The sequence below is a fragment of the Streptococcus porcinus genome, assembly GCF_900475415.1.
GTDB lineage: Bacteria > Bacillota > Bacilli > Lactobacillales > Streptococcaceae > Streptococcus > Streptococcus porcinus.
The window spans coordinates 1,903,778-1,919,832 of the sequence record NZ_LS483388.1; the positions used below are offsets into that span (position 1 = coordinate 1,903,778).

14 protein-coding genes are annotated in these 16,055 nt (G+C 38.5%); all 14 read right to left on the reverse strand.

Annotated features, from left to right (window positions below; genetic code table 11):
- Window positions 1-67: 67 nt before the first annotated feature.
- Complete coding sequence (locus tag DQM45_RS09490; RefSeq protein WP_003082856.1) at window positions 68-826, reverse strand: sugar phosphate isomerase/epimerase family protein; 759 nt, start codon at window positions 824-826, stop codon at window positions 68-70.
- Window positions 827-847: 21 nt separating this feature from the next.
- Window positions 848-2,371: an FGGY-family carbohydrate kinase gene (locus DQM45_RS09495; RefSeq protein WP_003084942.1), complete on the reverse strand. Its 1,524-nt coding sequence runs from the start codon at window positions 2,369-2,371 to the stop codon at window positions 848-850.
- A gap of 188 nt (window positions 2,372-2,559) precedes the next feature.
- Entirely contained in the window at window positions 2,560-3,549 is a 990-nt protein-coding gene (locus DQM45_RS09500; protein ID WP_003083427.1) for an amidohydrolase family protein, read from the reverse strand.
- A gap of 20 nt (window positions 3,550-3,569) precedes the next feature.
- Window positions 3,570-5,021, reverse strand: a complete 1,452-nt coding sequence (locus DQM45_RS09505; protein ID WP_003084588.1) for a PTS galactitol transporter subunit IIC — start codon at window positions 5,019-5,021, stop codon at window positions 3,570-3,572.
- 85 nt (window positions 5,022-5,106) lie between these two features.
- On the reverse strand, window positions 5,107-6,063 hold the full coding sequence (locus DQM45_RS09510; protein WP_003083825.1) for an NAD(P)-dependent oxidoreductase: 957 nt from the start codon (window positions 6,061-6,063) through the stop codon (window positions 5,107-5,109).
- A gap of 38 nt (window positions 6,064-6,101) precedes the next feature.
- The gene (locus DQM45_RS09515; RefSeq protein WP_003085310.1) at window positions 6,102-7,121 is read right to left on the reverse strand and encodes a hypothetical protein; all 1,020 of its coding nucleotides are present in this window, start codon (window positions 7,119-7,121) and stop codon (window positions 6,102-6,104) included.
- Window positions 7,122-7,352: 231 nt separating this feature from the next.
- Window positions 7,353-8,339, reverse strand: coding sequence for a LacI family DNA-binding transcriptional regulator (locus tag DQM45_RS09520; protein ID WP_003084292.1), 987 nt, complete (start codon window positions 8,337-8,339; stop codon window positions 7,353-7,355).
- A gap of 215 nt (window positions 8,340-8,554) precedes the next feature.
- Entirely contained in the window at window positions 8,555-9,268 is a 714-nt protein-coding gene (locus DQM45_RS09525) for an L-ribulose-5-phosphate 4-epimerase (protein WP_003085874.1), read from the reverse strand.
- Between the two features lie 4 nt (window positions 9,269-9,272).
- Window positions 9,273-10,136: an L-ribulose-5-phosphate 3-epimerase gene (locus DQM45_RS09530; protein WP_003084503.1), complete on the reverse strand. Its 864-nt coding sequence runs from the start codon at window positions 10,134-10,136 to the stop codon at window positions 9,273-9,275.
- Window positions 10,137-10,140: 4 nt separating this feature from the next.
- Complete coding sequence (locus tag DQM45_RS09535; protein WP_003082663.1) at window positions 10,141-10,806, reverse strand: 3-keto-L-gulonate-6-phosphate decarboxylase UlaD; 666 nt, start codon at window positions 10,804-10,806, stop codon at window positions 10,141-10,143.
- Between the two features lie 50 nt (window positions 10,807-10,856).
- Window positions 10,857-11,342: a PTS sugar transporter subunit IIA gene (locus DQM45_RS09540; RefSeq protein ID WP_003084677.1), complete on the reverse strand. Its 486-nt coding sequence runs from the start codon at window positions 11,340-11,342 to the stop codon at window positions 10,857-10,859.
- Window positions 11,343-11,404: 62 nt separating this feature from the next.
- Window positions 11,405-11,683, reverse strand: a complete 279-nt coding sequence (locus tag DQM45_RS09545) for a PTS sugar transporter subunit IIB (RefSeq protein ID WP_003083203.1) — start codon at window positions 11,681-11,683, stop codon at window positions 11,405-11,407.
- A 211-nt stretch (window positions 11,684-11,894) separates the two neighbouring features.
- Window positions 11,895-13,334, reverse strand: coding sequence for a PTS sugar transporter subunit IIC (locus tag DQM45_RS09550; RefSeq protein ID WP_003082939.1), 1,440 nt, complete (start codon window positions 13,332-13,334; stop codon window positions 11,895-11,897).
- 195 nt (window positions 13,335-13,529) lie between these two features.
- Window positions 13,530-16,031 carry a leucine--tRNA ligase gene (gene leuS, locus DQM45_RS09555; RefSeq protein WP_003085116.1) on the reverse strand — a complete coding sequence of 834 codons (2,502 nt, stop codon included), beginning with the start codon at window positions 16,029-16,031 and terminating at the stop codon, window positions 13,530-13,532.
- Between the last annotated feature and the right edge of the window lie 24 nt (window positions 16,032-16,055).

Sequence of the window (16,055 nt, forward strand, 5' to 3'; positions counted from 1 at the left end):
AATCTTCCCCTTAAAATCTATCTTTGCCTATTTTATCATTATTTCAGCGACTTTGCATCTCTCTTTTTTAAAAGCTCTCTCGCTTAAGTTGGTTTAATTTGTGGGCATCAGCTAGTAATTGGTTACTTGTTGTCATATATTCTAGTGCTAGATATCTTGCTTTGGGAAATTGTGAGATGAGAGGTTCCATATCAATCTCCCCTTCAAATAAAGAAGTACTATTTTCTATACCAAACCATGTTTTCTGATAATTTTTACAATGAAGATAAGTGGTAAACTCACGCATCTTTAAAGTCGCTTGGGAAAGGGATTCCCCAAGAAATGCCCAATTTGCCGTGTCAAAAACGAAACTTATAGGTAAGTCAACTTGACGGGCTAATGACATAAAGTAAGAGCAATTAGAGAGACTCCCTCCTCTAGGATCTTGATTATTTTCTACAAAAATTCTCATATCACTTGATAGCAGTTCTTTTAAAGCTTGCAGAGTTGCTAAAGTCAAACTAGTCGCATCACCAATATTCAACTTTAAAAAAGGAGCACCAAGAATTCCTGCTTCTTGTATTAAGCCATTTAAATTAGGGTTAATCTTATCATTGACTAGTAGATTTTCATTAACGCTATAAAACAATACTAGATCTAATTGGTCTGCTTTTTCTTTTAAAGATTTTAACTCTTGGGGAATACTTTTTAAAAACTCCCGACGAATCTCAAACTTTTTAAATCCCATTGCGAAAACTTGCTCTAAGAGATTTTCTTGTAAAAGCCCTGCTTCTAATTGGGCTTTAAATGCAATACTATTGATAATAAGATTTTCTTTTTCAAACATTTCCTTTTCTTTCTATTCTTTTTATGATAGTTTCGACAAGGCAGCTAAAGATTGCCAAGCGGGAGCCATGGCCCCTAATAATTGCTGATAGATGTCATATTTTCTCTGGTAATACTGACCTTGTTCCGAATTTGGCTGATAAGAATCTTTGACAGATACCATTTCTGCCACAGCTTGCTCCAAAGAAATACTATCCAAGGTCGACCTAGCAATCAGAGCGCCCCCTAAACCACCTACCTCACTGGCTTCTACTGTCTCAATTGGTAGGTTTAGAATATCTGCAAAAATTTGAACCCAAGCCTTTGAATGCGTTGCTCCACCAGTCATTCTAATAACCCGGGGAGCAGAACCTTTAGCTAAGATAAGTTGGTCAATGTGTTGTTTATGAGCAAAAGCAATCCCTTCATAAACTGAACGTAGCATGTGTGACTTGGTAGTTCGAGTACTTAAACCAAAAAAACAGGACTTGGCATCTGTGGAGACATTGCTACCATATAAAAAAGGGAGAAAAATAAGATCGTTATAGGTTGCATCTGTGTTCTCCAAAAATATTTCGAGAGTCTCATAGATAGATTCAGCCCCATGTTCTTCAATATTTTTCATTTCTTCTGACATGAGCATTTTTAAAATAATATCTAAATTCCCAGCAGAAGTTGGGCTACTAGCTTCAACCAAAAAATCACAGTTTGGAAAAGAAGAATTCATTTGACCACTACTCTGACTAGCCGCTTGTTTGCTTGGAAAAGCATTGATATTCCAAGTTCCAGAAATCACACTAAACATGTCTTCTTCTAAAACACCTGAACCAATAGCGCATGCATCAATATCAAATAAGCCTCCTAAGACCGGGGTTCCTTCTACTAATCCTGTTAAACTGGCAACCTCTTTTGTTACTGTACCTACGATATCCTTACAATCCACTAACTTTGGCAGTGCTTGAAACATCTCATCAATGCCAAAAAAACTTAGAATAGCTGGGTCATAAGTTCCTGTTTGAAAATTTATCCAGTGATTACCTGAAGCATCGCCATATTCTTGATTAATTTTACCCGTTAACTTAAAACGAATAAAATCCTTTGCCGACATAATCCAGCCAATCTGATCATAAATCGCAGGTTCATACTCTTTCAACCATCTTAATAAAACTGGACTTTGAACACCTACAACATGTTGCTTTGTCAGCCCCCAAAGGTCATCAATATTAGTTTCAAAATTAGCTGCTAAATCTTTGGCACGCTCATCCGTTGATAAAATTCCGTGGCAAAAAATTGCCTTGTCTTTATTTAACAAGTAAAGTCCTTTACCATGACCAATAGGCACTACCGCTGCAATGTCTGAGCTCTTAATAGCTGCTTTTTTAATAACTTCTTTGATAGAATCACAGATGGCCTGCCACATGGTTTCCAAATCAATTTCGCGAAATCCAGGTTTATTTTCTATTCTTAAAGTTGGAAAAGAAGACACCAGAATTTCTCTCCCCTTATTATCAAATAAAATTGCTTTTGTGCTTGTTCCACCATAATCAATACTCAAAAAATAGCGCATCGCTTATCCTTTCTTATAAAAATGAGTAAGCCTCTTAAATATCAACTGGCTCTCCCTGATGATAACTTACTTGGATATTGTATTTATCAATAGTTGAGAGCTGATATCAAAACAACTCTAATGTTCATAGGTTTCCAAATGACAAAATGAGTTTGAAACACTTTATTGTTCCAAACTCCTAATATCTCTTAATACAGACCTAAATCTTTTGTAACAGGATCTATAGCTTGCTGATTAGCTTCAATAGCGGACTGCTTGAAGTAAACACGTTCTGCATTGTTATAGAGAACATCTTCCAATTCTTCTTGTGAAAAAATATCAACTTCTTCTAACCAAGTTGCCAATTCTTCATAGGTGTTAAATGTTGCTGACCAAGGAGAATCTGTTCCCCAAATAATACGCTTTGCCCCCAGAATCTCTTTAGCAATACGGACATTTTGCTCAGATTTAGGAAAAGGAAATTGGTCTGGACTATCAATATCTTGAATAGCTGAAATATCAGTATAGACATTATCTAAGTCCTTCCACATGCTAAGTTCTGCACGCAGACGATTTGGTGTATCAGCATGCGGGAATGACAAGTGACAAACGACAAAATCAAGGCTTGAATATAGGCGAGCTAGATTAGCAATGGCATCAGGTTGGTGGCTGATTTGATCCCAATTGCCATAATCGACGGTCACTACAAAACCAGGATAATTTAAGAGATAAGTTAAAATACGACTAACATGGGAATCTGTATCTAAACGAAATGGTGTTTTTTGTCCACGATAACCGTGAATACCCCCACCTTGGCTGATTTCAAATTTAATGGCACGAAAACCTAGTACTTCAACATAACGTTGAACAATCTGCATGGCATTTTCAGCGAAAGGATCTACAGAAAAAGCTCCCGTAAAGCGTTCTGGATATTTTTTAATAGCAAGATGGGTATAATAATTTTGGTATCCATTGAGATGACCTTGTAGAATGACTGCTTTTTCAACCTCATTAGCATCCATAAATTTCAAAAAAGATTCTGCTGTAAACGATTGATCACCATAGCCGTCTGGAATTAATTTAATCAAATCTCCATCATCCCAAATAGCATAGCCATCGCCGATAGCATTTAGACGTCCTTTACCATTAAAACCAGCAATAGTATTAACAATATGTGCATGTCCATCAATTTTTTTCATGTATATTTCCTCCATTACAACTAGTCTTCTGAGATAAAAATTTTTTCGCTAGAGCCTTCAAATCCACTGTTTTTATCTGACATTACTTTTAAATAACGATAGATAGCTTCTCTTCTTGTTCGTAGGAGAACTAAGAAAGCTAAGTAAACGACAATTGTTAGACCTATATAAATTGGATTACCAGAAATCCAAGCAAACAGGACTACCGCTGTTAACGGATGAGCAAGAAGGTTAAAACTCATAATCAAAGTGACTCCCGCAGGAAGAGCAGCTCCAAATTGTTTAACGGCGTCGGTATAAATCGGACCAAGTGCACTAGCAGCATACAGACCTAAGCTAAACCAAACAACTCCATTTAAAATAGCTTTTAAAATATTCCCTCTAGTAACTGCGATCATTGCCTCTATCATAAAAGGAATAGCAATCAAATCAACTACTGGTAACGCCTTATTTCCTGGCAATATAAGGGATATGACGACCATAATTGGCACCAATACCAAACCAGCAATAATGGTCGCTGGTTCACCAAACCCTACTCCATCATCCACTGCAATAAACCAACGTTTTTTATCAGAAAGAGTTGAACTCTCTTCATTTTCTTTCTTCTTGTTTCGTTCAACAGCTTCAGCAAGGGGAGCAAATGCTTGAGCAAATACGCCTGTAATTAATGGAAAAATAGTCATAACTGCAGCCAATGCCACAGCAAAGGACAAGATTCCTCCCCAAGTTTCTATAGAGGCAAGTTTTTTTATACTTCCTAAAATACTAATGATTAAGCCTAAAATAAATCCTAAAGTCATTGGCTCACCAAAGATACCAAGTTTTGTTTTCAAAGATTCTGGATTTAATTTAACTTTATTAATGCCTAACAAATTCCATAAGGGGTCAAGTATTAAAGCCGGAATAAGGGTTTCAATATTATGAATAGAATTAATCGTAGCATTTTTAACTCCATAATACTCTGACCAACGGTCTGCTAAGACTTCTGACATCACTAACGAATAAAGTAAAACAAAAACCATGAAAGCAAAAGAAAGAACAAAGTTTCCTGTCGCTACGTAGGCCATTGTCCCCCAAATCATGTAACCAAAATTATTCCATAAATTTGAAGGTACAAACACTCGAGTAATACCTGTTAAGAATAAAACAAGCTCAATCAAAAGACCAAAGACAAAGAAAGACAAACCAATTTCAGAAGAGAAGGCGGTCAAAGATCCAGCCTGCCAACCAATATCAACAATAGGAAGGTTAAGTCCAGTTGTTTCAACCATTTGCTGGATATATTTGGTTACCATTGGAGCAAAAGCCGAAATTATCCAGCCAAATCCCGTTAGACCAACACCTGCACGTAAAGCACAGAAGAAAGCCCGTTTAGGATTAACTTTTAGAAAAAGACTAACAATAAAAATCATTGCAGGTACAACCGTTGCTGCACCAAAAACTTCGAAAAATTTGTGTAGAGCTTCTAACATAGAGTCACCTTTTTACTTACATTAAGCGCTTACATTTTACTTAGAGATGAAATCCCTTTTCTAAACCTGTAAGGCCTGATTTATTTTATGCGTTGACAACATTGACAGCATTTCCATCAAAGAAAGATAGGATATTAGCAGCAGCCTCTTCAGCTAGGGTAATACGGCCTTCAATCGTTCCTGTTCCGGCATGCGGGCTCATGATAACATTATCAAGTTGACGTAGTTCTTCAGATACCTCTGGTTCAAATTCAAAAACATCGAGTCCTGCACCCGCAATTTGACCTTCCTTAAGTGCCCAAATCAAATCTTCCTCAGCAACAATCGGTCCACGAGCAGCATTAATTAAATAACTGCGATTCTTCATTTTCGTGAAAACATTTTTATCAAACTTATGCCTAGTTGATGGTAATAAAGGCGCATGAATTGTAATCACATCAGCTTCACTAACAAGCTGATCAAACTCTAGATAAGCGACCCCTAACTCTTTTTCACGGTCTACTGGTAAACGATAAACATCATTATAAACAGTATTCATACCTAGAGCCTTTGCAAATTGTGCCACTGTTGATCCGATGCGACCCATGCCATAAATCCCCAAAGTAGCCCCATGAAGAGTCATCCCCTGATAACGACGTTCACTTGGATCAATCCATTTTCCTTCCCTTACAACTTTATCGTAAAAGGCTAAACGTTTGGTTGTTGCCATCATTAAAGCAATAGTCATTTCAGCAGTCGGTATACGTACTGCTTGAGGAGAATTGGAAACTGTGATTCCTTTTTCTTTTGCATAAGCAATATCTACGTGGTCAAAGCCAACAGCATTTAAAGAAATAATCTGTAAGTTTTTTCCTGCATCAATCATCTCTTTGTCAGCCTGATGCCCCATTAATAACCAAGCATCATAATCTTTCAAATGTTTAAGCACATACTCTCTTGAAAACGGTACATCTTTTGAGTAGGTAACATCAAACTGATCCATGAGCTTTGTCAGTCCTTCTTGAGGGACTATCCCTGTAACAAGTACTTTCTTTTTCGTCATAAAATCCTCCTTAATATTTATAATATATGGTTATGACCTTAAAAACATAATTCATAAAGGGCCACCTGATGACTACCATTATTAGCAGAAAACAGATAAGACTTCCCATCTTTATCAAAAGCTAAACAATTACTTGATGCAACCCCAGCTTCTACTAAATACGATTTAAAGTGACCATCTAGATAATTAAAAACACGAAGCTCTGCTTTTTCTGACCGCCAGCCAAAAACAAAAGAAGCAATACCTGAGATAGTTCCACTCCAAATCGCGTGACCAAATGGAGTTAAATCTGGGTAATGGTATAATTCGTGATTGAAATCCTCAGAGAGCACTCTCAAATGATCACCATGGAAACCTTGAATCACTATATTCTCGATATGACCATCATTATCAATATCTCCTTGTACAATGTCGCTGGTTTCCTGACCATATAAAATATCTAAACGCCAATCGTCAGTATCTGAACAATCCGGATAAGTCAGCTTAACAACCCCTTCTACAGCTGTAATCAAAGAATAACCTTCTGAGTTCGCTCTATAATAACCATGGTTCTTTAACAGACACAAGGGTAATTCTTTAAGTTGCTCTAGCGATAATGACTTACTATCAAACTTACCCACAAAAAGTCGCCCCTTATCCGACCAATCCTCGACAAAAGCTTTCGAATTAGCAATAGTTGCACCAATAAATAACAGTTCTCCTCTCTGATTTTCAACTAAATCAAATCTGTGAAGATAAGGAAAATCTGCAATCTTTTGGATATTCCAAGTGCTACCATTGAAAAAACCATAGATGATTTGACATTCCTTAGCATTAAAACCTGGATAAAACTTCTGTGTCGCCAAAAAATTCATTGTTCCCGGAACTTGTACAATAGACATCGTTCCACCGATATCCTGCCAAACCACTTGCTTATCAAGGCCTCGATTTAGATCATAAGCAAAACAAGCAGCATCAACTTCCGAAGCAACTAACAGAAAATCTGCAGTTCCTTTCTGAAGTCGGCAAACAGCATAAGCAGCTGGTAAATCATCTGTTAATAACTTTTTAACCTGCATGAAACCTCCTTAGCAAGCTCACTTTTAGAGTTAAACGGTTAACCAACTCCGTAAAAAAATAGAGGCGAAGACCTGAACTGCAACGGTTACACACAAAATCTTTTTCTTTTGCGTTAAACGGTTAACCAAAGACATCACTATTATAACGCTAGCCAACTAATAAAGCAAGCGTTTACAAGAAATTATTTTAAAAATTTAGTGAGTCTAGAAATTCTAGACTCACTATTATTTCTAAAAAGAGTGACGAATAATGATTTCGTTAACCACTTCCAACAGTTCTGGACTAGCAACTGAAGATCTATCCCCTCTCAACTTTGTTATCAAGTGATCCGCAGCCAAACAACCAATACCATAAGAATCTTGTTTGATACAAGACACCGATGGCGTCAACAATTGCATCCATTCCAAGTCTTCATAAGTTCCCAGACCAAAATCGTTAGGATAATGATATGGTGACTGATTAACAATTTTCATGAAACTCAAAAGAGTAGGTCCGTTCATCATCAAGAAGGCTGGCTTAGAAGACGAATTCTTTATAATATTCAAAATATACTCATCACTGCCATCCTCACCTAAAATGATTAAATGGTCTTGACTAGCTGTAACCATTTCTTTAAAGCCTTTATATCGCAATTCTCGTGTCGAAATTCCCTCAATCGGAAAACTGACAAAATAAATTTCCTGATAACCTGCAGCAATCATCTCTTGTAAAAATTGTTTTGTAGAGGCTTCATTGTCAGAAACAATTGTATCAAACTGAAGCTGGTTGGCTTGCCTATCAACCATGACAAGGGTTTGAGGATCAAAAGCACTGACAAAGGGGTTATTAGGATCTACGGAATCAAGAATGATACCTGACACATCTTGTTGTTTTAAATGGTGCAAGTTCTCCAGCTCAATCTGAAGGTTATTATCTGAGTTAGTGAAGTTAACCGTATAACCATATCGCTGGCAAGTGTCATGAATCCCTTTCATCACCGAAGAGATAAAGGGGTTGGTAATATCAGCAATAACTACCCCTATAGTCTGTGTATCACGCGTGACTAAACTCTGAGCAATTTTACTTGGCTGGTAGCCCGTAACATCAATTGCCTGCTTTATCTTTTCTTTCGTCGTTAGAGACATCTTTTTATAGTTCCCATTAAGGTAATAAGAAACGGTAGCTTTTGACACTCCAACTAACTTAGCAATATCATTAATAGTTACCTTTTCAAACATGTCTAACTCCTAATCATCCTATCGTTCATTACGCATATTATATCATGATTGAAGCAATTATCAAGTAACGACGACAGATGACGACTACGCTTATACTCAAAAATCTTATCTGTCCAATGTAACAATAAAAAAAGGTAAGTCTATACGACTTACCTAAGGATAGTTAGCGAAGTATTATGTTATTGTTTCTCCCCTTCTTCAGAGTTAAGACAACCTCAGTGCTCATCACCTTTTTGACCATAGTAAGCATTAGGCCCGTGTTTACGCAAATAATGCTTGTCCATGATGTATTTTGGTGCTGCTTCCACACGTGGATTAATCTGTTCGGTGAAACGATTCATTTTAGCAACTTCTTCTAAAACAACGGAATGATAAACTGCTTGTTCAGGCGTTTTTCCCCAAGTAAATGGACCGTGATTGCGCACCACAATCCCTGGCACAGCCATCGGGTCAAGTTCACGTTTACTAAATTCTTCTAGAATTACAGTACCCGTTTCTTTTTCATAAGCACCATTGACTTCTTCTATTGTTAAAGAGCGAGCGCAAGGAATCGGACCATAAAAGTAGTCCGCATGAGTCGTTCCATAAAAGGGAATATCACGACCTGCCTGAGCCCAACCAACTGCTTCTGTAGAATGGGTATGGACAATACCACCAACCTCAGGCCACGCTTTATAAAGTTGTACATGCGTTGGTAAGTCTGATGAGGGATTTAAGTCTCCTTCAATAACATTTCCCTCAAGGTCAGTGACAACCATGTTTTCTGGTGTCAATAGGTCATAATCTACACCAGAGGGTTTAATGACAATGCAGCCTAGGTCACGACATACTTCTGAGACATTACCCCAAGTGAATTTGACAAGTCCATGTTCTGGTAGAGACTTGTTAGCTGCACACACACGTTCTCGCATTTCTTGTAAATTTTTCATCCTGTCACCTCAATCCCGCTTTTTCAATAAGTGGGTAAAGGAAGGCTTGGGCTTCTTTGATAGCAGCCACTGTCTCCTCAACCGTCTCACAATTTTCTGACCACATTTCAATCAAGAAAGGCCCCTTGTAATTAGTCTTCTTGATAACAGCAAACATCTCTTCCCAATCAACACACCCTTGACCAAAGGGAACGTCACGAAATTGCCCTTTACAGGTTTCTGTAACAGCATAGGTATCTTTTAGGTGGAGAGCAGCAATAGATTTATGGCCATTGTAAAATTCACTCCACAAATCATTATGCCAAGCAGAAACATTCCCTGTATCCGGATAAACAAAGAGGTAAGGTGAATCTATCTCCTTTTCAACTGCCAAATATTTTTCAATAGAATTGATAAAAGGATCATCCATAATTTCAATGGATAACATGACTTGCGCTTCTTCAGCCCAGTCACAAGCCTTTCTTAGGTTTTTGATAAAACGAGCACGGGTTTCAGGTGATTTTTCTTCGTAATAAACGTCATAACCAGCTAATTGAATGGTTCGAACACCCAGGTCCTGAGCCAATTCAATACATTGTTTCATTAGATTAAGTGATTTAGTTTCAATAGTCGGATCGTTTGAGCCCAATGGATAACGTCTATGTCCAGAGAAACAAATTGTTGGAATCCGAATCCCAGTTTCATAAATAGCCTTAACAATATCTAGACGCTCTTCTTTGCTCCACTCCAGCCGAGCAAGGCGAGCATCTGATTCGTCCACAGACATTTCCACAAAGTCGAAGCCTAAATCTTTTGCAAATTCTAAGCGTTCCCGCCAAGAAAAATGTTTTGGCGTAGCTTTTTCATAAATACCAATAGGACGCGCCATATGGTTACCCCCAAATACGTTTGATTTCGTCTTTGAATGCACGCGCCGCTGCAGCAGGATCTTCTGACTCAGTTATACCACGACCTGCGATAAATGTAAAGACATCAACCCCTTCAAAAAGCTTCAAGGTGCTTACATCTAGACCTCCAGTTACTGATACTCGGAAGCCCATTTCAATCAATTTTTTCACCTTTTTAAGGTCTTTTTCACCCCAAGTTTCACCAGCTAAAAGAGCATCGCGGGATTGGTGATAGATAGCTTGGGAAATCCCTGCGTCTAACCACAATTGTGCTTGTTCAAAGGTCCAGTCTCCATACAATTCAATTTGTATCTCACCTTTATCGCCACGAATTTCTTTAATGGCCTTAAGGGCTGCCTCCATAGTTGGAATAGTAGCACAACAAATACAAGTCATCCAGTCTGCTCCACGAAGAGCATTGTTTTTAGCGACCGTACCGCCTGCATCAGCACACTTAGTGTCAGCAACGATTATTTTTTCAGGGAAAAGACTCCGTAGAACTTCCACTAACTCACTACCTACTTGAAGCAAACAAACTGTTCCCGCTTCAATAACATCAACTTCATGACCAACTGAAACAGCGGCCTTAATAGCTCCTTGCAAATCAGAATGATCTAGAGCAACTTGTAAATTTGGGATATGTTTTGACACTATCTATTCCTCTTTCTAAATGTTCGATATTTTTGACATGACTGTCAGCCTTAAGATTCCAAATCCAAACCTTCAAGATAGGGACTATTTTTTGATTCTTCTACTAAAGCCAAAACATCTTCAGAAGATTGACATGCTAGAAGACGATCAATTGAATTTTCCATATCAAATAGTGCAATGATTTGAGGGATTGCTACTGTTGTGTGGATGTCAGAGCTAGTCGCTGCTAAAGCCAACAGAACCTGAACCTCTTTACCATCCGGGAAAACAACTGGATTGGTTAATGTAATTAATGAGAAAGCATCTCTTTGCACACCTGCTTCGGGCCTTGCGTGTGGCATGGCCATCCCTGGCATCAAAATATAATAGGGACCGTATTCTTCTGTCGAATCAATAATTGCCTGATAATATTCTTCTAAAACGGCACCACTTTCAATTAAGGGATCCACTGAAAGTTTAACAGCCTCTTGCCAGCTTTCTGCTGACAGGCCTAGTCGAATAGAATTGTTCTCGATAAAAGCTTGTTTTAAGTTCATGTCATATCCTTTCTTTACTGTCAGTCAAAAAGCTTCTTTTCAACAAATGATTTATCAAAAGCTTACAATACTTGACTAAGCTTCTCTTTGATTTCTTGGTCATCCATTAAATTATCAAGACCAACCAGATGCCCTTTAGTCCGACCATCTAATTCATGAATTAAGTGATTAGAAGCAACCACAATATCGTAACCCGCTGCTAAGCTTTTTGCTTCACCGACTGAACAAGATGCAGACTGAATATCCGTTACACCAAGTTGACGTAAAGCATTTTCAACTTTCATTTTGATAACCATAGATGATCCCATACCATTTCCACATGCTGTTAAAATTTTAACCATAATCTTTTTCCTTTTTCTTTCATTTTGATATATCGCAGAGCTATTTAGTTATTAATTCTTACGATTGGAGTTTATTTTTAAATAGTGTAATAACCTAATAAGCTTTGCTGACTATTGCTCAATAGAATAGTCAACAAGTCTTATCTGTTATAAGTATCTCTTTCTTGCGCTTAGCCATCCTAAGACAAATCAAACAAGGGACAAACCCCTTTTATTTTGGTTGTGCTTCACCACGGTAGTAAGCTTCTTTATCTTTAGCCTTAGCAAATTGTAATTGTGGAATAGCTAAGAAGAAGAGACATACGACGATATAACCAAGGATGCCCAAATATTTGAAGATATAACCAAAAGCTAACCAAGGGAACTCGAAGTCGATATTTCCATGGTAACCACCAGCTAAATCAAGTAAGCCAACTGCAATAGCACCTAAAGCAACCTGGATCACACCAGAAATAAAGGATAAGGCAACTGCTGCTTTCCAACCACCGCGTTTATCTGCGAAAACGGCAATAGCTGCATTATCAAAGAAGACCGGTACAAAACCTGTGATGATTAGAATTGGATTTTTAAAGACAACTAATAATGTAATGGTTATCAATTGGCCAATAAGACCAAAGGCAAATCCTGAAAGAACTGCATTTGATGATCCAAAACCATAAGAAGCTGCAACATCAACAGCAGGGAATGATCCCGGCAAGAGTTTGTTAGAAATACCTTGGAAGGCATTGGTTAACTCAGAAACAAACATCCGCACCCCTTGCATCAAGATAAAAAGATAAACTGAGAAAGTAAGTGATGTCTGTAGAATGTACATGAAGAAGGCTTGCTTAGCAGGTACAAAAGCTCCAGGTCCAATTAACTTAACATTAGACATGATGTCTGGACCAAGTACAGCTAGAATCCCACCGAAGAAGACTAACATTAAAGTAGCTGAAGCAACAACAGTATCATGGAAAATACTTAGAAAAGTTGGTAACTTCAGATTATCAAGGTTTTCTTCTTTTTTACCAAAGAAGGGAGCTACTTTATCCACGAACCAAATCGCAAATTGTTGTTGGTGGCCAATAGCAAAACCTCCACCGCCAGTCAAGCGTTGAGTAGCTTCAACCGTCATATTAGAGCTTACTGCCCAATAAAGTCCACAAATAATACCTACTGCCCATGCTCCAAAAGCATTTTGAAATTGCGGGATTAAAAGAAGGACAAAAACAGAAATAGTTGCTGCTTGTTGGACCATAATGTGACCCGTAATAAAAAGAGTACGAATCTTAGTCACTTTACGAAGAGCTACCAATAGAATGTTAACCCCAAACCCAATCAGCAAGGCAGTAGTGGCAACGCTAATGAACCCCATACCTTCCAACTTGGCATTTGCTGCTGCCAAACCAAAATAAGGGTCAATAACTGCCGCTTTCAATTCAAATTTCTTAGCTAAAGCCACTAAAATCGGTCTAAATGTAGTAACAAGACCACCCGCACCAACGTTCAAAATTAAATAGCCGACTGTTGCTTTAATGAAACCGGCAAAAACTTCATGCGGAGGTTTATTGAGTAGCATGTACCCAATCAGTACCAAAAGACCTACAAAAAAAGCTGGATTCTGCAAAATATTTTGCGAGAACCAATTTAGGGGAGCTAGGAACAATTCCATGACGACTACCTCTTTTCAAAGTTATTAAATATTTTTATATCTTTATTATAAAAATTGAAAGCGTTTTAAAAAAGACCAAGTATCACACAGCTTTGTGTTCAAAAATGGACCAGAGTCTTAAGCATCAAAAAAGTATCTCCCTAAAATTAAGGAGATACTTTGTTTATTCTATTATTCATAAAAGGAATAACTGGCTTATTTCACGACAATATTAACCAATTTATTAGGTACAACTATGACTTTCAGCACTTCTTTACCTGCAATTTCAACTTGAACTTTTTCGTTAGCCAGAGCGACAGCTTCTAATTGATCTTTTGGTAAATCTTTGGCTACTAAAAGCTTCGCTTTAACTTTACCTTTGATTTGTACAACAATTTCAATTTCATTCTCGACGAGCTTACTCTCATCCCAAATAGGCCAAGCGACATGGGTTAATGATTCTTCTGAGCCAGTCACTTTATGCCATAATTCTTCCCCCAAGTGAGGCGCAAATGGAGCAATTAATTGGATAAAGCCTTTGGCGTAGTCAACAAAGAGACTTTCCTCTTTATTAGCTGCATTAATGAAAATCATCAGTTGAGCGATAGCTGTATTAAATTTCATGACTTCAATTTGTTCAGTAACAGCTTTAACGGTCTCATGATAAACCTTGTCCAAAGCCCCATTATTCTCAGCAACTATAGTTTTAGTCGTAATAAGTCGGTAGACGCGATCCAAGAACTTACGACTGCCCTCAAGACCTTCCTCAGACCAAGCGATAGAAGCATCAAGGGGACCCATGAACATTTCATAAACACGCAGAGTATCCGCACCGTACTCTTCTATCACATCATCAGGATTAACGACATTCTTAAGAGACTTCGACATTTTAGCTGGTGCTTGTTCTAATTCTTCGCCAGTTTCCATGTGGAAATAGGAACCATCACGTTTTTCAACCTTATCTGTTGCCACAAGCGCCCCGCGATGATCACGATAGCTTGTTCCCAAAATCATTCCTTGGTTAAAGAGCTTTTGGAATGGCTCTTTAGTCGGCACAATCCCTAAATCGTAAAGAACCTTATGCCAGAATCGCGCATAGAGCAAGTGAAGAACAGCATGCTCCGCACCACCCACGTAAATATCAACCGGCAACCATTGTTTTAATAATTCGGGATCTGCCAAAGCCTGATCATTATGAGGATCAATATAGCGTAAATAGTACCAACTAGATCCTGCCCATTGGGGCATCGTATTAGTCTCGCGACGACCTTTAACACCATCTTCACGAACCACTTCTAACCAATCCGTAAGATTGGCCAAAGGCGACTCACCAGTGCCTGAAGGACGAATATCACCCGTTACAGGAAGAATCAACGGTAGTTGATCTTCTGGCACAGCTGTTGAAGTCCCATCCTCCCAATGTATAATCGGAATTGGTTCCCCCCAATAGCGTTGACGTGAAAAGAGCCAATCACGTAAGCGATAAGTCACTTTCTCATTGCCAACTTGCTGTTCTTCCAACCAAGCAACCATTTTAGCGATGGCATCTTCTTTGTTGAGACCATTTAGGAAGTCAGAATTAATATGAAGTCCATCTTCTGTGTAGGCTGCTTCCTCAACATTACCCCCTTCTAAAACAGGAATAATGTCAAGATCAAATTGCTTCGCAAATTCCCAATCACGTTCATCATGAGCAGGAACGGCCATAATAGCACCTGTTCCATAGCTTGCTAAAACATAGTCAGCAATCCAAATCGGCATTGCTTGTCCATTTACTGGGTTAATGGCATAGCTACCAGTCCAAACACCCGTTTTTTCTTTGGCTAAGTCTGTACGCGCTAAATCTGATTTAAGGCTTGCCTGACGTTTATATTCAGCTACCGCTTCAGCTTGTTCTGTACTCGTAATAGCATCAACAAGCGCATGCTCTGGAGCCAGAACTGCATAGGTAGCTCCAAACAAGGTGTCAGGACGAGTGGTGAAAACAGTGAAACTTTCGCTAGAATCCTTAACTGCAAATGTGACATTAGCCCCTACTGATTTACCAATCCAATTCCTTTGCATGTCTTTGATGGACTCTGGCCAATCTACTTCTTCAAGGTCTTCGAGAAGTCGTTCCGCATAGGCTGTGATTTTAAGCATCCACTGACGCATTGGTTTACGGACAACTGGATAACCACCACGTTCTGAAGTTCCATCAGGTAGTACTTCCTCATTAGCAATTGCAGTTCCAAGCTCTTCAACCCAGTTGACAGGTACTTCGGCTTCATAAGCCAAGCCTTTTTCATAGAGTTTCGTAAAAATCCATTGTGTCCACTTATAATAGTTGGGATCTGTTGTATTGATTTCTCGCTCCCAGTCATAGGAGAAACCTAGAGCATTAATTTGACGCTTGAAATTGGCAATGTTTTCTGCTGTAAATTCAGCGGGATCATTTCCAGTGTCCATAGCATATTGTTCAGCCGGCAACCCAAAAGCATCCCATCCCATTGGATGAAGGACATTATAGCCTTGAGCCCGTTTAAAACGGCTCAAAATATCAGTAGCTGTATAGCCCTCAGGGTGACCAACGTGTAAGCCAGCACCAGAAGGATAAGGAAACATATCTAAAGCATAAAATTTAGGTTTTGAAGCATCCGTTCCCGTTTTAAAGGTATGATTTTTAGCCCAGTAAGCCTGCCATTTAGGCTCTATTTCTTTGTGATTATAAAATGTCATATGGAATCTCCCATGTCAAAAGTC